Annotated in this window: 17 protein-coding genes and 1 pseudogene; 9 read left to right on the forward strand and 9 right to left on the reverse strand. The window is 70.3% G+C overall.

The annotated features are described in order from the left end of the window. Positions 1–9 precede the first annotated feature (9 nt). Positions 10–528 carry a SixA phosphatase family protein gene (locus ACZ39I_RS06325; RefSeq protein ID WP_467243261.1) on the forward strand — a complete coding sequence of 173 codons (519 nt, stop codon included), beginning with the start codon at positions 10–12 and terminating at the stop codon, positions 526–528. 94 nt (positions 529–622) lie between these two features. Here ACZ39I_RS06325 and serB read toward each other — a convergent pair whose 3' ends face one another. Both serB and ACZ39I_RS06335 read right to left on the reverse strand, forming a co-directional pair. Next, positions 623–1,837 (reverse strand): phosphoserine phosphatase SerB, encoded by a 1,215-nt coding sequence (gene serB, locus ACZ39I_RS06330; protein WP_467243263.1) that lies wholly within the window; start codon positions 1,835–1,837, stop codon positions 623–625. Between the two features lie 126 nt (positions 1,838–1,963). Further along, entirely contained in the window at positions 1,964–4,303 is a 2,340-nt protein-coding gene (locus tag ACZ39I_RS06335) for a streptophobe family protein (RefSeq protein ID WP_467243265.1), read from the reverse strand. 239 nt (positions 4,304–4,542) lie between these two features. Here ACZ39I_RS06335 and ACZ39I_RS06340 point away from each other — a divergent pair, with 239 nt between their 5' ends. Next, complete coding sequence (locus tag ACZ39I_RS06340; RefSeq protein ID WP_467243266.1) at positions 4,543–7,188, forward strand: ABC transporter ATP-binding protein/permease; 2,646 nt, start codon at positions 4,543–4,545, stop codon at positions 7,186–7,188. Positions 7,189–7,263: 75 nt separating this feature from the next. On the opposite strand, the gene ACZ39I_RS06345 is transcribed toward ACZ39I_RS06340, so the two are convergent. From ACZ39I_RS06345 to ACZ39I_RS06355, 3 genes are all read right to left on the reverse strand, one after another. Next, complete coding sequence (locus tag ACZ39I_RS06345) at positions 7,264–8,019, reverse strand: transglycosylase SLT domain-containing protein (RefSeq protein ID WP_467243268.1); 756 nt, start codon at positions 8,017–8,019, stop codon at positions 7,264–7,266. A 298-nt stretch (positions 8,020–8,317) separates the two neighbouring features. Continuing rightward, entirely contained in the window at positions 8,318–9,394 is a 1,077-nt protein-coding gene (locus ACZ39I_RS06350) for an S-adenosylmethionine:tRNA ribosyltransferase-isomerase (RefSeq protein WP_467243270.1), read from the reverse strand. Between the two features lie 361 nt (positions 9,395–9,755). Continuing rightward, positions 9,756–10,451, reverse strand: coding sequence for an SDR family NAD(P)-dependent oxidoreductase (locus tag ACZ39I_RS06355; RefSeq protein ID WP_467243272.1), 696 nt, complete (start codon positions 10,449–10,451; stop codon positions 9,756–9,758). A gap of 186 nt (positions 10,452–10,637) precedes the next feature. On the opposite strand from ACZ39I_RS06355, the gene ACZ39I_RS06360 reads away from it, so the two are divergent. The 3 genes from ACZ39I_RS06360 to chpE all read left to right on the forward strand — a co-directional run bounded on the left by ACZ39I_RS06360 (position 10,638) and on the right by chpE (position 12,851). Beyond that, positions 10,638–11,816, forward strand: coding sequence for a GAF domain-containing sensor histidine kinase (locus ACZ39I_RS06360; RefSeq protein WP_467243274.1), 1,179 nt, complete (start codon positions 10,638–10,640; stop codon positions 11,814–11,816). Continuing rightward, entirely contained in the window at positions 11,809–12,450 is a 642-nt protein-coding gene (locus ACZ39I_RS06365; protein ID WP_467243276.1) for a response regulator, read from the forward strand. Before ACZ39I_RS06360 ends, ACZ39I_RS06365 begins: the two co-directional genes overlap by 8 nt. Before the next feature lie 155 nt (positions 12,451–12,605). After that, on the forward strand, positions 12,606–12,851 hold the full coding sequence (chpE, locus tag ACZ39I_RS06370; RefSeq protein ID WP_403658381.1) for a chaplin ChpE: 246 nt from the start codon (positions 12,606–12,608) through the stop codon (positions 12,849–12,851). A gap of 673 nt (positions 12,852–13,524) precedes the next feature. Here chpE and ACZ39I_RS06375 read toward each other — a convergent pair. Next, entirely contained in the window at positions 13,525–14,313 is a 789-nt protein-coding gene (locus tag ACZ39I_RS06375) for a hypothetical protein (RefSeq protein WP_467243277.1), read from the reverse strand. A 140-nt stretch (positions 14,314–14,453) separates the two neighbouring features. Between ACZ39I_RS06375 and ACZ39I_RS06380 the strand changes: the two are divergent. The 3 genes and pseudogenes from ACZ39I_RS06380 to ACZ39I_RS06390 all read left to right on the forward strand — a co-directional run. Then, positions 14,454–14,984 (forward strand): annotated as a pseudogene (locus tag ACZ39I_RS06380) (ABC transporter ATP-binding protein); the annotation flags it as partial. Between the two features lie 361 nt (positions 14,985–15,345). Continuing rightward, positions 15,346–15,777 (forward strand): NfeD family protein, encoded by a 432-nt coding sequence (locus ACZ39I_RS06385; protein ID WP_467243278.1) that lies wholly within the window; start codon positions 15,346–15,348, stop codon positions 15,775–15,777. A gap of 130 nt (positions 15,778–15,907) precedes the next feature. Then, a complete protein-coding gene (locus ACZ39I_RS06390; protein WP_057618170.1) occupies positions 15,908–16,846 on the forward strand; it encodes an SPFH domain-containing protein in 939 nt (312 codons plus the stop codon). A gap of 158 nt (positions 16,847–17,004) precedes the next feature. On the opposite strand, the gene ACZ39I_RS06395 is transcribed toward ACZ39I_RS06390, so the two are convergent. The 3 genes from ACZ39I_RS06395 to ACZ39I_RS06405 form a co-directional block, all read right to left on the reverse strand. Continuing rightward, complete coding sequence (locus ACZ39I_RS06395; protein WP_467243279.1) at positions 17,005–17,514, reverse strand: HNH endonuclease; 510 nt, start codon at positions 17,512–17,514, stop codon at positions 17,005–17,007. A gap of 152 nt (positions 17,515–17,666) precedes the next feature. Then, a complete protein-coding gene (locus ACZ39I_RS06400) occupies positions 17,667–18,206 on the reverse strand; it encodes a YbhB/YbcL family Raf kinase inhibitor-like protein (RefSeq protein WP_451477739.1) in 540 nt (179 codons plus the stop codon). 43 nt (positions 18,207–18,249) lie between these two features. Beyond that, positions 18,250–19,032: a sporulation protein gene (locus tag ACZ39I_RS06405; protein ID WP_451477740.1), complete on the reverse strand. Its 783-nt coding sequence runs from the start codon at positions 19,030–19,032 to the stop codon at positions 18,250–18,252. 141 nt (positions 19,033–19,173) lie between these two features. Between ACZ39I_RS06405 and ACZ39I_RS06410 the strand changes: the two genes are divergently transcribed. Beyond that, positions 19,174–19,815: a DNA-3-methyladenine glycosylase gene (locus ACZ39I_RS06410; RefSeq protein WP_467243280.1), complete on the forward strand. Its 642-nt coding sequence runs from the start codon at positions 19,174–19,176 to the stop codon at positions 19,813–19,815. The last annotated feature ends 485 nt before the right edge of the window (positions 19,816–20,300 follow it).

A 20,300-nucleotide genomic window follows, 5' to 3' on the forward strand; every position in this document is an offset into this window, starting at 1 on the left:
CTGGATCCCATGAGCGTCGCAGATCCCCGCAGGATTGTCCTTTTCCGGCATGCGAAAGCCGACTGGCCCGAGGTGACCGACCACGAGCGGCCGCTCGCCGACCGGGGCCGAAAAGATGCAGCGGAGGCCGGACGACGGCTGGTCGACTCCGGTATCCCCCTCGACCTTGCCCTCTGCTCCACCGCGACCCGGACCCGTGAGACCTGGAAGCTCGCCGTGCAGGAGTTCCCGCACCGGCCGAAAACGGTCTACGAGGAGCGGATCTACGAGGCCTCTCCCGGCGAGCTGATCGCCGTGCTGAACGAGACCCCGGACGACGTGCGCAACCTCGTACTGATCGGCCACAACCCGGGTGTGCAAGGCCTCGCCGACGTCCTCGCGGGCACCGCCGAGGGGGAGGCCCGCCGGCGGATGAGCGACCGCGGCTTCCCCGCCGCAGCCTTCGCCGTCCTGTCGTTCAGCGGCCCCTGGAAGGCCCTGGAGCCCGGCGTGGCCACCCTCGTCGACTACTGGGCACCGACCGACTGACGACACCCCACTCGCGCGAGAAACGGCACGCGAGAAACGGCAGGGGCCCGGCACACCATCACGGTGCCGGGCCCCTGCCGATCCGTCGTCGAGGTCAGTCCTCCTCGTGCGCGTCCGCCGCCTCGACCTCTTCGCGGGTGACGCCCAGCAGATACAGCACCGTGTCGAGGAAGGGCACGTTCACCGCGGTGTGCGCGGCCTCCCGCACCACCGGCTTGGCATTGAAGGCGACCCCGAGCCCGGCCGCGTTGAGCATGTCCAGGTCGTTGGCGCCGTCGCCGATCGCCACCGTCTGGGACAGCGGCACCCCCGCCTCGGCGGCGAACCGGCGCAGCAGCCGCGCCTTGCCCGCACGGTCCACGATCTCCCCGGTGACCCGGCCGGTCAGCTTCCCGTCGACGATCTCCAGGGTGTTCGCCTGGGCGAAGTCCAGCCCCAGTCGGTCCTGCAGATCCTCGGTGACCTGGGTGAAGCCGCCCGAGACGACACCGACTTGGAAGCCGAGCCGCTTCAGCGTACGGATGAGGGTGCGCGCGCCCGGCGTCAGCCGTACCTCGGAACGCACCTTGTCGACGACCGAGGCGTCGAGGCCCTCCAACAGCGCCACGCGTGCGTGCAGCGACTGCTCGAAGTCCAGCTCGCCGCGCATCGCGGCCGCGGTCACCTCGGCGACCTCGGCCTCGCAGCCGGCGTGCGCGGCGAAGAGCTCGATCACCTCGTCCTGGATCAGTGTGGAGTCCACGTCCATGACGACGAGCCGCTGGGCCCGGCGATGCAGACCGGCGGCGACGACGGCCACGTCCACGCCGAGCTTGCCGGCCTCCGTCACCAGGGCGGTGCGCAGCGGCTCGGTCTCCACACCGGACACCGCGAACTCGACGGCCGTGACCGGATACTTGGCCAGCCGGAAGATACGGTCGATGTTGCCGCCCGCCTTGGCGATCTTGGCGGCGATCGCGGCGGTGGCCTCCGCGGTGAGCGGGTGACCGAGCACGGTGACCAGGGAACGTCCCAGCCCGCGCGGCCGGTTGTCGCCGAGACCGGAGATGATCTCCGCCTGCATCTTGATCGACTCGGCCCAGCTGTGGACGGTCGCCCGCAGATCGCCCTCCAGCGGACGGGGCGGCGCGGTCACGAGCGCGCACAGCACCATCCGGCCACGCGTGACGACCTGCTCGATGTCGACCACGTCGACGGAGTAGGCGGCGAGGGTGTCGAAGAGGCCGGCCGTGATGCCCGGCCTGTCCTTCCCGAAGATCTTGACGAGAAGGGTGGGGACGTCGGAGGACGAGGTCTGCGAAGCACTCATGGTGTTCCCACCGTATCCGGCACCCAGTGCCTGCCGCTCCCGCGGTCCGTCTGACGGACACGGAACAGTGGGTGTCGAGCGGGTGGCGAGATCCTTACGGGCAGGCCACAGGCGGACTGCGGTAGGTCAGCGCGGCCCCTTCGGCCGCCTGGGCGGCGGCGGTGGCGGCGGTGGCGGAGGTGGGGGAGGAGGCGGTGGCGGCGACTGCCGGCCCTCGTCCCCCGAGGACGGTCGCCGGTCGCCGGGCCGCTGCCTGGGAGGTGGTTGCGGTGCACGAGGGGGCTGGTCGATCGGGCGGGCCACCGTCGGGGCGCCGTAGACGGTGTCGGGCGGCGGGGCTGATCCGCCCGGCCGGCCCGGTCCGCTCGACTCGTCCGACGGCTGCGAACGGTCCTCGTGGGGCCGTACGACCTCCTGCGGCGGACCGCTGCCCTCGGACGAGCCCGAGCCCTGACGGTGTCCATCGGACGACCGCGGTCCCCGGGCGGGCGGCACCTCACCCGAGGCCCCCCGATGATCCCGGGGGCGCGACTCCTGTCCGCCACCCTCACGGCCCGTCGCCCGCGGACCGGCTCGCCGCGGCTCACCACCAGGCCGCGCATCCTCAGGTCCCCGCAGCTCGTCCGGCACCCGCAGATAGGGGTTCGTAGCCGGATTGGGCGCCCGATAAGGCGTACCGGGTACGTACGGCCCGGCTTCACCGCCGCCCGTCCCTGCCGCACCCTCCTCGTACGACCGCCCTCCGCCTTCGTGCGGCTGCCCTCCGCCTTCGTGTGACCGCCCTCCGCTTTCGTACGACCGCGACGCGTCGTCGTACGAACCACCCGCCCCCTCGTACCCTCCTGGCCCGCCCCCGGAAGCCCCGGCACCCCTCTCGTAAACCCTGGCCTCACCCCCGCGCGCGCCGGCGTCACCTCCATAAGGAGCGCTCTCACTCCAGTAAGCCCCGCCCCCACCTGCATACGGCCCGCCCCCGCCCTCACCCGCATACCGCGGAACCCCAACTGCCCCAGCCCCCGGCACCCCCACCGCCTCGACACCGGAACCACCCGCCACGTCACTCCGTGCCAACCTCGCGGCCCGAGACCCCGCCGCCCCCGTCGCCCGCGCCAGCAAGGCCCCCGCCGCCCCCGCCCCCGCCCCCCACAGCGCCCCTAGGAGTACCGCGATCCCGAGTTGCCCCCGCAGTCGCACCCCCGCGCCGAACGCGTCGAACCCCAGCACCGACAGCGAGGCGTCCACCGACACCTCCGTCAGCCAGGCGAGCAACGGCAGCGCCAACGCGGTCGCTACCCCCAGCCGCAGCGCACACCGCCCCGCGAACCCAAGGGCCCCCGGATTCCCCGTCCCAGGAGCCGTCACCGGCGTCCGCACGGCGGTCAGCACCCCGGCCAGCAGCATCATCAGCGCCGCCCCCGCCCCCAGCAGCCACACCCGCCCGTCCAGCTCCGCCAGGCGCCCCAGCGTCACCGACTGATCGGAGTCGGAGGTGAGCAGTCGGTCCAGGGGGTCCGGGAGGAAGTTCGTCAGAACGCCCGTCGCGCGGCCGTCGAAGGGGACGAACAGGCCGACCGGGATGCCCAGCCACACCCCGTTCGGCGCCCCGAGCAGCGCCGCTCCCGCGATCCGCTTGGGGTGGTCGTCGCCGATCGCCGCGTACGCCGCCGCCGAGAGCCCCGCGGCCACCGCGACCAGCAGCACCGTCGCGAGGGCGGACACGGCCGGCCGTACGACCCGGTGGAGGGCCTCCCAGCCGCGCGGCAGCGGTGTACGACGGGACGCCAGCAGGGCGACCAGCAGGATGCCGGCCGACCAGCCGAGCCCGCCGAGCAGTGTCGGCGCGGTGTCCACCGTGAAGCCGACCGCCGCCTTCGCGTCGATCAGGTCGCCGACCTGGTCGGGCAGCAGCCCGCCGATGTCCCCGACGTCGCCCAGGCCCGGGATGTCGAGACCGCCGCCCCCGCCCGCGCCGGGCAGCTTGTCGAGCCCCAGCGCGCTCCCGTCGAGCGTGATGACGTCGTGCCCCGCCCAGGCCAGCCCGCCCATCATCGCCGTGAACAGCGCGACCACCGAGCCCGCGCGCGCGAGGAGTTCCGAGGGCGCGATCACCGTGCCGGCGCCCCGGAGGGACCGCAGGAAGAACCATGACAAAAGCACCGCACCGACCAGGCTGACGCCCAATGGCGTGATCTCGATGGCGGTCGCCGCCTGCGCCCCCGTCAGCCCGAACGCGGACACATCACCGGACGGCGTCACCGAACCACCCGCCGCAAGGGCCACAACGGCCGCGGTCATCGGACCCAGTGAGGCCACGGAATCGGCCTCCAGGAGATGCAGACCGAGCGCGGCGGCGCCCGCCATCCCGATCAACGCCCAGCTCACGGCCGTAATCGCGGACAGCAGGATGTCCCCCCACGGCAGTCGCACGCCCTGCTTCGTGGCCTTCGTGCTCATGGACGCACTCATGGCAGACCCCCCGATCCGCGGCGCGGCCGAGACCGCGCTTGTCCCCCTCGCGTGGATTACCCACTCTCCGGGTCGGTTTCAACCCCGTCAACGGAACCGGCCGAAGCGCGCGAACGTGGTGTTCTCGGGGCTCGACTTTCGGTCAGGAGGGGGATCCTGAAATAGTTCCCGACGATGTTCGACATCCCTACACTCCCTGTGACGGGGGCAATTCGGGGGACTACTCAGTGGGGCTTGGAGTGCCGGAACTCGTACTGGAAGCGAATGGACGTACCTGGACGCTCGATCCGGCCAGGTCGTACGGCCTTGGACGCGATCCGCAGGGGGACATCGTGTTCGACGACGCCAGGGTCTCCTGGCGTCATGCCACGATCCGCTGGGACGGGCGCGGTTGGGTCATCGAGGACCACAGCAGCACCAACGGCACGTTCGTGCACGGTCAGCGGATCCACCAGACGGAGATCGGCCCCGGCGCGGCCGTCCACCTCGGCAACGCGAGCGACGGCCCGCTGCTGAACCTCTCCGGCACCGCGGCCCCGGTCGCGCAGCCCCGGCCCGGGCAGCAGCCGTACGCCGCGCAGAGCGCGAACCCCGGCTGGGCCCAGCAGACACCACAGCAGGCCCCGCAACAGACATCACAGACATCACCCCACCAGGCCCCTCGGCAGGCCGCACCCCAGGCCTTGCCACATGCCTCGCCCCAGGCCTCGCCGTCCGGCTGGCCACAGCCACAGCCACAGCCTCAGCAACAGCCGCAGGCGCAGCCGTACTCGCACGCGCACCAGCCGCCGCAGAAGATCCCGCACCAGCAGGGCCCAGGCGTGGGCAGCGCGGACGCGGGCGCGCCGCCGGTCTACGGCGATCGCAGCCCGACCACGTTCCACCAGTTCACCATCGGCCGCATCATGCGCATCGGCCGTGCCCTGGAGAACGACCTGGTCGTCTCCGACCTGCAGGTCTCCCGCAACCACGCCGAGTTCCACTCGATGCCCGACGGGCGCATGGAGATCCGCGACCTGGGCTCCCACAACGGCACGTACGTCAACGGCCAGCCCATCCCCAAGGGCGGCTCCACGCTGCTCGGCCCGAGCGACATCGTCGGCGTCGGTCACTCCACGTTCCGGATCGTCGGCGACCGCCTCGAGGAGTTCGTCGACACCGGTGAGGTGTCGTTCTCCGCCCGGCACCTGACTGTCACGGTCGACGGCGGCAAGCAGATCCTCAAGGACGTCTCCTTCGGCGTCCCCGAGAAGTCCCTGATCGCAGTCATCGGACCGTCCGGTTCCGGCAAGTCGACCCTGCTCAAGGCGCTGACCGGCTACCGGCCCGCCAACCAGGGCGACGTCCTCTACGACAACCGCAACCTCTACAAGCAGTTCGCGGAGCTGCGCCAGCGCATCGGTCTGGTCCCGCAGGACGACATCCTGCACAAGGAGCTGACCGTCAAGAAGGCCCTCAAGTACGCGGCGAAACTCCGCTTCCCGGCCGACACCACCGGCGCCGAGCGCGAGTCGCGCATAGACGAGGTGCTGCGCGAGCTGAAGCTCGACATCCACAAGGAGAAGAAGGTCACCTCCCTCTCCGGCGGTCAGCGCAAGCGCGTCTCGGTGGCCCTGGAACTGCTCACCAAGCCGTCCCTGATCTTCCTCGACGAGCCGACCTCCGGCCTCGACCCGGGCATGGACCGCGATGTCATGCAACTGCTGCGCGGCCTCGCCGACGACGGCCGTACGGTCCTCGTGGTCACCCATTCCGTGGCCGAGCTGGCCCTGTGCGACAAGCTCCTGGTGATGGCCCCGGGCGGCGCGGTCGCCTACTTCGGGCCGCCCGAGGAGGCACTGAACTTCTTCGGCTACGACACCTGGGCCGACGTCTTCTCCTCCTTCGAGAACTACCGCGACTACGACTGGGCCGGCCGCTGGAAGGGCTCGCAGCACTACCAGATGTACGCCGCGGACATAGACGCCGTTGCGCCGCAGTCCGTACAGACGCCTCCGATGCAGGGCATGAAGCCGCCGAAGCCACAGCGCTGGACGGGACAGTTCGCCACTCTCGTGCGCCGCTATGTGTCGGTGATCGCGTCCGACAAGGGCTTCCTGGCGCTGACGGTGATCCTGCCGCTCGTCCTCGGCTCGGTCAGCCTGCTCATCGACTTCGGCGACAACCTGCTGCCCAAGCCGGTCGACCCGAGGACCAGGCTTCCCGAGCCGAACAGCACGGCCACCACCGTTCTGCTGATCCTCGCGGTCGGCGCGTGTTTCGCCGGCGCGGCGAACTCCGTCCGTGAGCTGATCAAGGAACGGGTGATCTACGAGCGGGAGCGCGCCACCGGCCTGTCCCGCTCGGCGTACCTGATGTCCAAGGTGGTCGTACTGGGCGCGATCACCATCCTGCAGGGGCTGATGGTCGGCGTCATCGGCTTCGCCACCCGCGGGCTGCCGAAGGAAGGGCTCGTCCTCGGCAGCGCCACCCTCGCGGAGCTGACGCTGCCGATCATGGGCCTCGGGTTCACCTCGATGATGTTCGGGCTGATCATCTCCGCACTGGTGAAGACGTCCGAGAAGACCATGCCGCTGCTGGTCATGTTCGCGATCGTCCAGGTCGTCTTCACCGGCTGCCTGTTCACCCTGCACGGCGCGCTCGGCGTCAACGAACTCTCGTATCTGATGCCGTCGCGCTGGGCGGTCGCCGCCGCGGGCGCCACGCTGGACTTCAACCAGGTCAACCCGCCCGTCAAACCGGGCGACACGGCCGACCCGCTGTGGGACCACACGCTCACCACCTGGGGCCTGAACATGGTCGCCCTGATCGCCATCGGCATCGTCTGCGGTTTCCTCGTCTCCCGCTTCCTGCGCCGCCACGAGCCCGAGGTCATGCGCAAGTGACCACCGTCGTACGACAGTGAAGGGCGGCACCCCGACCGGGTGCCGCCCTTGTGCGTAGAAGAGGTCCGCGCGACCTCAGTACGCGCTGTTGACGTTGTCCATCGAGCCGTACCTGTGGGCCGCGTAGTTGGCGGCGGCGGTGATGTTGGCGACCGGGTCGTAGATGTTCCAGGACGTGCCGGCGACGTGGTACGCCTGGAACGTCGGCGGGATGACCTGGAGCAGCCCCTTCGACGGGATGCCGTTGATGGCGTTGATGTCCCAGTTGTTGATCGCGTTCGGGTTGCCCGAGGACTCGCGGATGATGTTGCGGTGCAGGCCGTTGTAGCTGCCCGGGATGCCCTTGGCCTTCATGATGTCCAGGGACTCCTTGATCCAGCCGTCAAGGTTGTTGGCGTAGCTCTTGTGCACCGCGGCCTTGAGCTTGGCGCGATGCGCGGCCCGGCTCGCGGCCTTGGCCTTGCGCGCCTGCGCGGCCTTCTTCGCGGCGGCGGCGTGCGCGGCCTTCTTCTTCGCGGCGGCCGCGGCCTTGGCCTTGGCCTTCGCCTCCGCTTGCGCCTTCGCTGCCTTCGCCTCGGTGGCGGCCTTGCTCTGCAGGGCCTTGGCGGCGAGCTGCTCGCTGACGTCCGCCTGGAGGCCCTTGAGCTGCTCGGAGGTGTACTTCACGGGGGCGGAGGAGACGGCGACCTCGGAGGTGGTGGTCTCGGCGTTGCCCGGAACCGCGCTGAAGGCGACGGCGGCGGCGCCGAGCGTGGCGACTCCGGCAACGGCGATCTTGTGGCGCTTGGTGAGCGCGCGACTGTGAGGACGGGTGAAAGGGTTCTTGGGCATGCGGAATGGACCTCTTCGAATAGCGCGGAGGTCGCTCGCTGTCCGGGTGTCGGACGGGTGCTTCCGGCACAAACGCCGCGGGCGGAACCCACGGCGCTGAGCGACGTTGGCAATTCTTAGCTGCCGCAAAACCCGCAGGCAAAGGTGTGACGTACGACCCTGGGTAGTGGACCCGGGGAGGGCAAAACGGGACAGACCAACACGTCTGCCCCGTTCATGCCGGGAGGCTTTGTCTCCTATTTCACCTAGTACGTGATCTGCGCCCTATGTGCGGGCTCACATCGACCGCACAGCGTTCTCACCAACAGTTGCGCTCGCAATGCTCTGCGTGAGGAGGCTCCTCGGGGAGAAGCAGATGCACGTCCCCGAACTCGTGCCACAGGTAGTGCCGGCGCAGCGCCTCCTCGTAGCCGCGGTCGATCGCCGCCCGCCCCGCGACCGCCTCCAGCATCAGCAGATGCGAGGCCTGCGGCTCGTGCAGCCCGGTCAGCAGCCCGTCCACCACCCGCACCCCGCGCTCCGGGGTCACGACGAGGTCCGTCCACCCCTCACGCGCGCGTACGACCCCGTCCGCCCCGGCAGCCGACTCCACGGCCCGCACGGCCGTCGTCCCCACGGCCACGACCCTGCCGTCCCCGGCCCGCACCGCGTTGATCAGCCGCGCGGAGGTCTCCGGCACCGAGAACCGCTCGGGGTACGGCGGCTCGTGCGCCTCCGCCGAGGCCACCCCCGTGTGCAGCGTGACCGGCGCGAACTGCACACCACGGCTCACCAGCTCCACCACCAGCCGCGCGGTGAAGGGCCGCGCCGCACTGGGCATCTCCGCACTGCCCGACCCGTCGGGCGACGGCAGCGCGAACACCGTCTGGTACACGGACAGCGGCTGGTCCCGCTCCGTGTAGGAGTACCGAATGGGCCGCCCGTGCTCCCGCAGCAGCCCGGGAACCTCCCCGCCGCACACCCGCGCCCACCACAGCCGCCCGCTCACCGCGTCCTCCAGCACCAGCCGCAGGCCCCCGGGCAGCCGCACCTCCGTCCCCGCGGGCCCGCCCGCACGCGCACGCGTGGTGCCCTTCCCGTCGGGCTCCCGCAGCTCCACCGCCCACCGGCCGTCGTCCCCGCGCGTGGAGAAGTGGACCACCACACGCGCGTGCCCGATCCGACCGTCGACGGCCGCGGCCAGCGTGGGGGAGGTGTTGACGACGAGCAGGTCCCCGGCCCGCAGCAGCCGCGGAAGCTCTACGAACGAGTGGTGCGACACCGCGGTACCCCGCGACACCAGCAGCCGTACGGCATCCCGGTCGAGCCCGGTCCCACGCTGCTCGGCCGGCACCCGTGCCGACAGCTCCTCCGGTACGCGCACGGCGAGTGTCATCGGTCCTCCCGCAGCGAGGGGGCGTCGGACGATGCCCTCGGTCGCCTCGCCGGCGCGGACTGTGGGCCGGGGGCGGCTGCGGCGGTTTGTGTCCGGTCGAGCCGGGGCCCGCGCTGTTCGGCCGGTACCCGCGCCGACAGTTCCTCCGGTATGCGCACGGCGAGTGTCATCGGCCCTCCTGCTGCGAGGAGCCTGCGTACCGCCCGCTCGGCGGCCGCTCGGAGGATGGCCCTCGGTCGCCTCGCCGCCGCGGGCTGTGAGCCGACGGCGGCTGCGGCGGCCTGTGTCCGGTCGAGCCCGGTCCCGCGCTGTTCGGCCGGCACCCGTGTCGACAGTTCCTTCGGTACCCCGACCGCGAGTGTCATCGCTCCTCCTTCAGCGAGGAGGCTGCGTACCGCCCGCTCGGCGGCCGCTCGTCCAGCAGCCGCAGAAAGCCCGGCACCACACTCGCCGGTTCCGGCCGCGGGTCCTTGTCGTCCGGTACGGCCGCCGCGTACAGGTCGGTCGCCATGTCCCCGGGATCCACGGCCCACACCCGCAGCTGCGGCTCCTCCTCGCCGAGCACCGCCGCGAGGTGATCCAGGGCGGCCTTCGACGCCCCGTAGCCGCCCCAGGTCTCGTACGCCTCGGCGGCGGCATCCGAGCTGATCGCGATCACCGTGCCGGCCCCCGACGCCCGCAACAGCGGCAGCGCCTCCTGGACCAGGCCCAGCGCGGCCACCACGTTCACCTCCAGCGCGCGACGCAGCCCCTCCAGCGGCAGCTCCTCAAGACGCGCCAGCGGCTCGACGCCCAGCGCGCTCGCGTTGTTCACCAGCAGATCGACGCCACCGAGCTTCCAGGCCGCCGCCACCAGCTCCCCGCGGTGCGCCGGATCCGTGACGTCCCCGGGCAGCGCCGTCACCCGGGTTCCGTGCCCGGCGACCGCGGCCCGCGTCTCCTTCAGGACCTCGGCCGTCCTCGCGTCCAGCACCAGGTCCCAGCCCCGCGCGGCCAACGCCTCGGCGAGCGCCCGACCCAGCCCCTTCGAGGCCCCCGTGATGATCGCTACCGGCATGACACACGTCCCCTCGTCGTCCACGCCTCCTGATCGGCGTGCCCCCAACGTAGGAACGGCCTCCGCCCCGCCGCCTCGGACGCGGGCCGCAGAACGGTGAGGCCCTTCGCCCTAGGTCCCCCGCCCTAGCCGGAAGCCGTCACAGGTCCGATCCGTGCTGTCACACCCCGCCCGTACGCTGAGGGCATGAGTCAAGGCCCCCGGTCCGGCCTCGCCGCGGTGAGTTCCGCGCTGCTGGCCATGAGCAGGCACCTCGAGGTGCGAGACGTCCTCAAGACGATCGTCGCCTCGGCCCGCGAGCTGCTCGACGCGCAGTACGCCGCCCTCGGCGTCCCGGACGACCACGGCGGCTTCGCCCAGTTCGTGGTCGACGGTGTCAGCGACGCCCAGTGGAAGGCCATCGGCCCCCTCCCGCGCCAGCACGGCATCCTCGCCGCGATGCTGCACGAGGCCACCCCGGAGCGCCTCGCCGACGTCCGCAAGGACCCCCGCTTCGAGGGCTGGCCCGCCGCCCACCCCGACATGGTCGACTTCCTGGGCCTGCCGATCCGCGACGGCGACGAGGTCATCGGCGCCTTGTTCCTCGCCAACAAGCTGCGGCCTGCGGGGGGACACCCCCCACACCCCCCGTGCCCGAAGCCCGAGGGCAGCTGCGGCTTCACCGAGGAGGACGAGGAACTGCTCTCGATCCTCGCGCAGCACGCCGCGATCGCCCTGACCAACGCCCGCCTGTACGAACGCAGCCGGGAACTCACGATCGCCGAGGAGCGCTCCCGCCTCGCCCACGAACTGCACGACGCGGTCAGCCAGAAACTCTTCTCGCTGCGCCTGACCGCCCAGGCCGCCGCCGCCCTGGTCGACCGGGACCCCTCCCGCGCCAAGGACGAGATGCAGCAGGTGGCCACGCTCGCCGCCGAGGCCACCGACGAACTACGCGCCGCCGTCGTCGAGTTGCGCCCCGCCGCCCTGGACGAGGACGGCCTGACCGCCACCCTGCGCACCCACATCCAGGTCCTGGACCGTGCCCACACCGCGCGCGTGACCTTCACCGCCCGCCACTTCCGCGCACTGCCCCCAGCCCAGGAGGAGGCCATGCTCCGCGTCGCCCAGGAGGCCCTGCACAACGCGCTGCGGCACTCCGGAGCCGCACATGTCGACGTGACCCTGGACCGGCGCGGCAGCGGAGCCGTCCTGCGCGTCACGGACGACGGCAGCGGCTTCGAACCGAAGGCGGTCCGCCGCGCGGGACGCCACCTCGGCCTGGTCTCGATGCGGGACCGCACCAGCGGGGTCGGCGGCACGCTGACCGTGGAATCGGCGCCCGGCAAGGGCACCACGATCGAGATGGAGGTCCCCGGTGGCTGACGCGATCAGGGTCCTGCTCGTCGACGACCACCAGGTCGTCCGCCGGGGGCTGCGCACCTTCCTCGAAGTGCAGGACGACATAGAGGTCGTGGCCGAGGCCGCCGACGGCGCCGAAGGCGTCGCGCGCGCGGAGGAACTGAGGCCCGACATCGTCCTCATGGACGTCAAGATGCCGGGCATGGACGGCATCGAGGCCCTGCGCAAGCTCCGCGAGCTGGACAACCCCGCGCGCGTGCTGATCGTCACCAGCTTCACCGAACAGCGCACCGTGGTCCCGGCCCTGCGCGCGGGCGCCGCCGGTTACGTGTACAAGGACGTCGACCCCGACGCCCTCGCCGGCGCCATCCGTTCCGTCCATGCCGGGCACATCCTGCTCCAACCCGAGGTCGCAGGCGCCCTGTTGTCCCAGGAGGAGAACAACTCCGGCCAGGGAAGAGGCGGTTCGCTCACCGAACGGGAGCGCGAGGTGCTCGGACTGATCGCGGACGGCCGCTCCAACCGGGAGATCGCCCGTGCGCTGGTCCTCTCCGAGAAGACCGTCAAGACACACGTCTCGAACATCCTGATGAAACTCGACCTGGCGGACCGGACCCAGGCGGCACTGTGGGCGGTACGTCACGGAGTGGCCGGTTGATCCCGAGGCGCACGGCAATACGGAGGGTTCCGCTCCGGAGTGAGATTCATACCGTCGTGGGAATGTCCCCCGAATGGCGCATCCTTCGGGGAGGCCCGCCGTTCTTCAGTGCGTGCTGCGGCGACTGCCGCGGCAATCGCTAGGAGGGCTTAGAAGTGAAGAACCTGAAGAAGGTAGCGGCCGTGACGATGGTGGCCGGCGGGCTGGTCGCCGCCGGTGCCGGTATGGCCTCCGCCACCGACGGGTCGCACGCCGACGGCAAGGCCGTGGGCTCGCCCGGCGTCGTCTCGGGCAACCTCGTCCAGGCCCCGGTGCACATCCCGGTGAACGCGGTCGGCAACAGCGTGAACGTCATCGGCGTGCTGAACCCCGCCTTCGGCAACCTCGGTCTCAACCACTGACTTCCCTCGCCGAACGGGGAGTGACTTCGGCCTCCCGGGTGCACCACGCACCCGGGAGGCCGGTTCGTTTCCCACGCGCACGATCCGCCCGCGAAGTCACCGGACCATCGGCCCGGGACGTACGCGTCCCTCAAGCAGCGGAGCGGCACCCCGTAGTGGGCGAGCAGCGGCCCCTGGCGGAGAGGGCCGGCCCGCCCGCGAATGGAACCACGCGCGCCCACTGCCCCGCCCGACGCCGTTCACCGCACCCGCCGCGGTCCAGTCCCGCGCCTGGTGGGGTCACGCCTCCCGCCGTCTAGCCCCGCGCCGGCCGGGCCACGCATCCCCCGTCGCCCGGCCTTACGCCGTTCACCGCACCCGCCGCCGTCCAGCCCACGCCTGGTGGGGTCACGCCCGCTGCCGTTCAGCCCCGCGCCCGGTGGGGTCACGCCCGCTGCCGTTCAGCCCCGCGCCCGGCAGGGCCACACGCCCCCGCCGCCGGGCCGACGCCGGTCACCGCACCCGCCGCCGTCAAGCCCCACGCCGGGCAGGGTCATGCACCCCCGCCGTCCATCCCCCCACCGGGCCGGGCCACCCACCCCCCACCCAGCCCCACGCCGGGCAGGGTCATGCACCCCCGCCGTCCATCCCCCCACCTGGCCGGGCCACCCACCCCCACCCAGCCCCACGCCGCTCACCGCACCCCCCGCTCCAACTCCTCCACATACGCGTTGTACGCAGCGACCTGCGCCCGCCGCCCCGTCCGCTCCACCGGGCGCAGCGCCTCCCCCCGAGCCCGCATCTCGGCGGAGCTCACCGCACCCCCGGGCCCGTTCTCGTAGGCCAGCGACACCAGCAACCCCACCCGCTGGGCAAGCTCCAACACCCGTACCGCCCGAGGCGGATACCCCGGCGCCAGTACCTCCCGCCCCCGCTCGGCCCGAGCCCGGTACGCCCCGATCGCCGCCTCCGCCACCGGCCCCGACCCGGCCACGTCCAGCCGCGACAGCACCTCGGTCGCGTCCCGCAAGGCCTCCGCGAGCTCACGCTCGGCCTCGCCCAGCGAGGGAACGTCCGCCGGCGGCGCCTCCCGCACCGGCAGCACATGCCACACCACCTCGACATGCACATCGCCCGCGGGCCCGGCCTCGTACACCTCCGGCACCAGGCCCAGCGCGGCGCCGTGGCAGACCACCGCCTCCTCCGCCTCCAACGCGCGCGTGTTGAACTCCGGCGGCCCGCTCAGCCCCAGCGGATGCCCGGGCGCGGGCAGCGCGACCCGCAGACCGGTGACCCCGAGCGACCGCAGCCGCCCGAGCGCCAGGGTGAGACCGACGGCCGCCGTCTCACCCGGCAGCCCCTCCACCCGGTGCACGGCATCGTCACCGACGATCGCCAGTACGGCGTCGTCCGGCGAGACAAGTCCGGCCAAAAGGCCGTTTCCCCAAGCGGCAAGGCGTCCAGAGCGCGGTTCCGAGAGCATGCCCCCAGCCTAAGGACCGGACCACTGAACGGGAGCAGCCGACCGGTGGCGTAGATTTCATCGAGGGCTGCGCCCAAAAGCGCGCACGCGCCAGCCGAGACGTCGACACCGGTCACACTGCAAGGGGAGACAACGCGCTCATGAGCGATGTTCTGGAGCTTCAGGACGTATCCGTGGTCCGTGAGGACCGGGCTCTGGTGGACCAGGTCAACTGGTCGGTCAAGGAGGGCGAGCGCTGGGTCATCCTCGGCCCCAACGGCGCCGGCAAGACCACGCTCCTGAACCTCGCCTCCAGCTACCTCTACCCCAGCAAGGGCACCGCGACCATCCTCGGCGAGACCCTCGGCAAGCCCGGCACCGACGTCTTCGAACTGCGCCCCCGCATCGGCATGGCCGGCATCGCCATGGCCGACAAGCTCCCCAAGCGCCAGACCGTCCTGGAGACCGTGCTGACGGCGGCGTACGGCATGACCGCGGGCTGGCAGGAGGAGTACGAGGACATCGACGAGCAGCGCGCCCGCGCCTTCCTCGACCGCCTCGGTATGACGGACTACCTGGACCGGAAGTTCGGCACCCTCTCCGAGGGCGAGCGCAAGCGCACCCTCATCGCCCGCGCCCTGATGACCGACCCCGAGCTCCTCCTCCTCGACGAGCCCGCCGCCGGTCTCGACCTCGGCGGCCGCGAGGACCTGGTCCGCCGCCTCGGCCGGCTCGCGCGCGACCCGATCGCTCCCTCGATGCTCATGGTGACCCACCACGTCGAGGAGATCGCCCCCGGCTTCACCCACGTCCTCATGATCCGCCAGGGCAAGGTCCTCGCCGCGGGCCCCCTGGAGCTCGAACTCACCTCCCGCAACCTCTCCATGTGCTTCGGCCTCCCCCTCGTCGTCGAGCAGGTCGGCGAGCGCTGGACCGCGCAGGGCCTGCCACTGTCGTGATCACGTGAAGTACCCGCAAAAACAAGGGTAAGAAGCCCGTTCCCGCTCCATTGCGCCCTGTCCGCGGAGGTACCCGCGGACCTACCATGACCACGTGAACGACATCGACGCATGGGTGTGGTGGCTCGTCGGCGCGGCTGCGCTCGGAATCCCGCTCGTGGTGACCGCGATGCCGGAGTTCGGCATGCTCGCGGTGGGCGCCGTCGCCGCCTCCGTCGCTGCCGGACTCGGCGGTGACATCGTCGTCCAGGTGCTCGTCTTCGTCGTCGTCTCGGTGGCCCTCATCGCCGTCGTACGGCCCATCGCGACCCGGCACCGCTCCCAGCGACCCCAACTCGCCACGGGTATCGACGCGTTGAAGGGCAAGCAGGCTGTTGTCCTGGAGCGCGTCGACAGCGCGGGTGGCCGGATCAAGCTCGCCGGAGAGGTCTGGTCGGCCCGTTCTCTCGACACCGGCCGGGCCTTCGAAGTAGGCCAGGAAGTGGATGTCGTCGACATCGAGGGAGCCACGGCGATCGTCATGTGACCTCGCAGGATGCAACTGAACCGAACGCACCACGAGTTGTACGACGGTCTGACACACTCGACCAGCAAGATCTTCAACAACCATAAGATCTTCCGAGAACGCCGAGGCAGAGAAGGGCACGGGGAGCACGATGGAACCGGTCATCATCGTCTTGATCATCCTGGTGGTGTTGGTCTTCATCGCCCTGATCAAGACGATCCAGGTCATCCCGCAGGCGAGTGCCGCGATCGTGGAGCGGTTCGGCCGCTACACGCGGACACTCAACGCGGGACTCAACATCGTCGTCCCGTTCATCGACACCATCCGCAACCGCATCGACCTGCGCGAACAGGTCGTACCCTTCCCGCCGCAGCCGGTGATCACCCAGGACAACCTGGTCGTCAACATCGACACGGTCATCTACTACCAGGTGACCGACGCCCGGGCCGCGACCTACGAGGTCGCCAGCTACATCCAGGCGATCGAGCAGCTCACCGTCACCACGCTCCGCAACATCATCGGCGGCATGGACCTGGAGCGGACCCTGACCTCCCGCGAGGAGATCAACGCGGCCCTGCGAGGAGTCCTCGACGAGGCCACCGGCAAGTGGGGCATCCGGGTAAACCGCGTCGAACTCAAGGCAATTGAGCCGCCGACCTCCATCCAGGACTCGATGGAGAAGCAGATGCGCGCCGACCGTGACAAGCGCGCCGCGATCCTCACCGCCGAAGGCACGCGCCAGGCCGCCATCCTCACCGCCGAGGGTGAGAAGCAGTCCCAGATCCTGCGCGCCGAGGGTGAGGCCAAGGCGGCCGCCCTGCGCGCGGAAGGCGAAGCCCAGGCGGTCCGCACGGTCTTCGAGGCGATCCACGCCGGAGACCCGGACCAGAAGCTCCTTTCCTACCAGTACCTCCAGATGCTCCCGAAGATCGCCGAAGGCGACGCGAACAAGCTCTGGATCGTCCCCAGCGAAATCGGCGACGCCCTCAAGGGCCTGTCCGGAGCCATGGGCAACTTCGGCAACTTCGGCGGCGGTTCGAGCGGAGGCAACGGCGGCTCGGAACGCCGGGAGACCCCGAAGATCGACTGACCCGGGGATTCCAGTACGACAAAGGGGCCCGCCTTCCCAACGAAGGCGGGCCCCAACGCACTTAGGGGCGCGGGGCTGCATCGACATGCGGCTCCGCCGCGGGGCGCGACAAGCCGCAACACACCCGCATCCGCATCACCACCGAACCCGGCAGATGACTAGGCGGCGGCCTCTCCAGCCAACCACTCCGGCAGAGCGGAGAAGTCCTCGTGCCCCAGCGACAGCAGCATCGCGTCAGCCGGAGTCGGCTCGAACGGCTCCCGCAGCAGCGGCATCCCGGCCTCCGCCGGAGTCCGGTTCGCCTTGCGGTGGTTGTCCTCCGCACAGGAGGCCACCGTGTTCAGCCAGGTGTCCTGACCACCCTGGGACCGCGGCACCACGTGGTCCACGGTCGTCGCCCGCCGTCCGCAGTACGCGCACCTGTGCCGGTCACGCACCAGAACACCCCGCCGGGACCAGGGTGCTTGTCTTCGGAAGGGCACCCGCACATACCTGCACAGCCTGATCACCCGGGGCGCCGGTATGTCGACCGCGGCTCCGCGCATGCGCAGTTCGGGGTGGGACTGCTCGACGACGGCCTTGTCCTGCAGCACCAGAACGACGGCTCGGTTCAACGTCACCGTCGACAGCGGCTCGAAGCTCGCGTTCAGTACCAGCGTGTCCCGCATGTCAGCCCACCTCCCATGTGCACCGTCCCACCCCCTGGCGGGCTTGGGCTTGGATCAACTCTGGCCGGGCACGCCGAGATGGACAACGCAATAAAAAAGTGCCCGCCTCTGATCAATTCCAAGACCAGAGGCGGGCAAACGCACGATGAAGGTCAGTCTTCGGCGGGCACCTCGTACTCGCCGATCAGCTGAGCACGCGCGATCGTGTGAAAACGCAGGTTGAAGCCCACAAAGGCGGGAGAGGCAGCGGAATCCGGCCCGAGCTTCTCCTGGTCCACGGCATACACGGTGAAGACGTACCGGTGCGGCCCGTCCCCGGCCGGCGGAGCGGCCCCACCGAAGTCCTTCGACCCGTAGTCGTTCCGCGCCTGTACGGCACCCTCCGGCAGCCCCTCGAACGTGCCGCTGCCCGCACCGACCGGCAGCTCGGTCACCGAGGCCGGAATGTCGAACACGACCCAGTGCCAGAACCCGCTGCCCGTAGGGGCGTCGGGGTCGTAGCAGGTCACGGCGAAGCTCTTGGTCTCCGGCGGGAAGCCCTCCCAGCGCAGCTGCGGAGAGGTGTTGCCGGCCGCGTAGACCTGAGCGTCCTTGAGCGTGCCGCCCTCCTGCACGTCCTCGCTCGTCACCGTGAACGACGGTACGGGCGGATGGAAGTCATGGGGGAGCGGCCGCCGCTTGAGCTCGGTCACCTCGGTACCTCCTGATCGATTACCGGAATCAGCAGTTCCGAGCCTAGAACCAGTTGCGCTTGCTGCCGACCTCGGACAGCCACTGGTTGAGGTACGCGGCCCAGTCGGTGCTCTGGTAGTCGTGCAGTCCCACCTGGAAGGACCGGAACGTGTCGCTGCCCTCGCTGAACAGCCCCGGCTTCTTGTCCATCTCCAGCACGACGTCCATCGCGTTGCCGTCCGCGACGAAGCTCAACTCGACCTGGTTGAGCCCGCGGTACTGCTGCGGCGGGAAGAACTCGATCTCCTGGTAGAACGGCAGCCGCTGCCGCGTCCCCCGGATGTGGCCGCGCTCCAGGTCCGCGTTCTTGAAGCGGAAGCCCAACTGCATGAAGGCGTCCAGGATCGCCTTCTGCGCCGGCAGCGGGTGCACGCTGATCGGGTCCAGGTCACCGGAGTCGACGGCACGCGCAATCGCCAGCTCGGTGGTCACACCGACGTTCATACCGCGCAGCGGCTGCCCGTCGATCACCGTGATCGGCGTCTCCCACGGGATCTCCAGACCGAACGGGACCGTGTGCACCGCGTTCGGCTGAAGCGTGAAGGCCCCGCCGAGCGAGACCTTCGTGAACTCGATGTCCTGCTTGTACTCCTGGTCGCCGCTCTCGACCTCGACCTTGGCCTGGAGCCCGACCGACAGCCCTTCGATCTCCTGGTCGACGGACCCACCCTGGATCCGCACCTCGCCCTGGACGACACCACCGGGGACGACGTTGACCTCGGTCAGCACCGTCTCCACCGAAGCCCCACCGGCCCCCAGGCTCGCGAGCAGCTTCTTGAACGCCATGTCTCTCCTCTTAGAACGCGCGGATTCCTGATCCCTACAAACGCGATCCGGCCGTGGTCGGTTCCGCGCCCTCACCCTGGCAAGCGGACGAACCCTTGACCACCCCTTGGCACACAGCCGTCTGGACTACGCTCGTACGCCATGATCACGCCCCCGGACCGTACGCCACTGCCACGAGCGTTCTTCGACCGCCCCGTACTGGAAGTCGCCCCCGACCTCCTCGGTCGCACCCTCGTCCGTACGACCCCCGACGGTCCGATCACGGTGCGCCTCACGGAGGTCGAGGCCTACGACGGTCCGAACGACCCCGGCTCCCACGCCTACCGCGGCCGCACCGCCCGCAACGACGTGATGTTCGGTCCGCCCGGCCATGTGTACGTCTACTTCACCTACGGCATGTGGTTCTGCATGAACCTGGTGTGCGGGCCGGAAGGCCGTGCGAGCGCCGTCCTGCTCCGCGCCGGCGAGGTCCTCGAAGGCGCCGAGCTGGCTCGCAAACGTCGACTCTCGGCCCGAAATGACAAGGAACTGGCCAAAGGGCCGGCCCGGCTGGCCACGGCCCTGGGCGTGGACCGGGCCTTGGACGGCACGGACGCGTGTGCCCAGGACGAGACTCCGCTGAAGATGCTCACCGGCACCCCGGTCCCCTCCGACCAGGTACTCCACGGTCCCCGGACCGGGGTGGCCGGCGAAGGAGGCGTCCACCCCTGGAGGTTCTGGGTCGCCGACGACCCGACGGTGAGCCCCTACCGGGCTCATGTCCCGAGGCGGCGCTCAAGTTGACTCGCTCTTGGAAGGTGCGTAACGTGGCCCGAGCCGCTTGAACCGGTTACGGCGATCGCCAGCAGCCGAGAGCGGCCAAACCACTACCTACAACATCCCCTCGGCGGGGGCGATTTCGGCGTGCCCGCACGCCTGAATTCGAACTCGCAGGACTCGATTATGAGTTGCCGAGGGAATCGGCTAACGTAGTGAATGTCGAAAGGCCCCGCCGACAGGGAATCAGGCCCGAAAGGATCTGATAGAGTCGGAAACGCAAGACCGAAGGGAAACTGCCCGGAGGAAAGCCCGAGAGGGTGAGTACAAAGGAAGCGTCCGTTCCTTGAGAACTCAACAGCGTGCCAAAAATCAACGCCAGATATGTTGATACCCCGTCTCCAGCATCTGCTGGGACGAGGTTCCTTTGAAGAAAACACAGCGAGGACGCTGTGAGCGATCGCCTTATTCCGGTGGTCGCTCCGCTCTCGTGATGTGTGCACCCGATTACG

This window comes from Streptomyces sp. NPDC024687, assembly GCF_055559055.1.

Bases quoted from the DNA above. Each gene is read 5' to 3' on its own strand.
- ACZ39I_RS06355 (WP_467243272.1), bottom strand. From the start codon at position 10,451: ATGCCGGTAGCGATCATCACGGGGGCCTCGAAGGGGCTGGGTCGGGCG.
- ACZ39I_RS06335 (WP_467243265.1), bottom strand. From the start codon at position 4,303: ATGAGTGCGTCCATGAGCACGAAGGCCACGAAGCAGGGCGTGCGACTG.
- ACZ39I_RS06410 (WP_467243280.1), top strand. From the start codon at position 19,174: ATGATCACGCCCCCGGACCGTACGCCACTGCCACGAGCGTTCTTCGAC.
- serB (WP_467243263.1), bottom strand. From the start codon at position 1,837: ATGAGTGCTTCGCAGACCTCGTCCTCCGACGTCCCCACCCTTCTCGTC.
- ACZ39I_RS06405 (WP_451477740.1), bottom strand. From the start codon at position 19,032: ATGGCGTTCAAGAAGCTGCTCGCGAGCCTGGGGGCCGGTGGGGCTTCG.
- ACZ39I_RS06390 (WP_057618170.1), top strand. From the start codon at position 15,908: ATGGAACCGGTCATCATCGTCTTGATCATCCTGGTGGTGTTGGTCTTC.
- ACZ39I_RS06395 (WP_467243279.1), bottom strand. From the start codon at position 17,514: ATGCGGGACACGCTGGTACTGAACGCGAGCTTCGAGCCGCTGTCGACG.
- ACZ39I_RS06345 (WP_467243268.1), bottom strand. From the start codon at position 8,019: ATGCCCAAGAACCCTTTCACCCGTCCTCACAGTCGCGCGCTCACCAAG.
- ACZ39I_RS06325 (WP_467243261.1), top strand. From the start codon at position 10: ATGAGCGTCGCAGATCCCCGCAGGATTGTCCTTTTCCGGCATGCGAAA.
- ACZ39I_RS06350 (WP_467243270.1), bottom strand. From the start codon at position 9,394: ATGACACTCGCCGTGCGCGTACCGGAGGAGCTGTCGGCACGGGTGCCG.
- ACZ39I_RS06375 (WP_467243277.1), bottom strand. From the start codon at position 14,313: ATGCTCTCGGAACCGCGCTCTGGACGCCTTGCCGCTTGGGGAAACGGC.
- ACZ39I_RS06360 (WP_467243274.1), top strand. From the start codon at position 10,638: ATGAGTCAAGGCCCCCGGTCCGGCCTCGCCGCGGTGAGTTCCGCGCTG.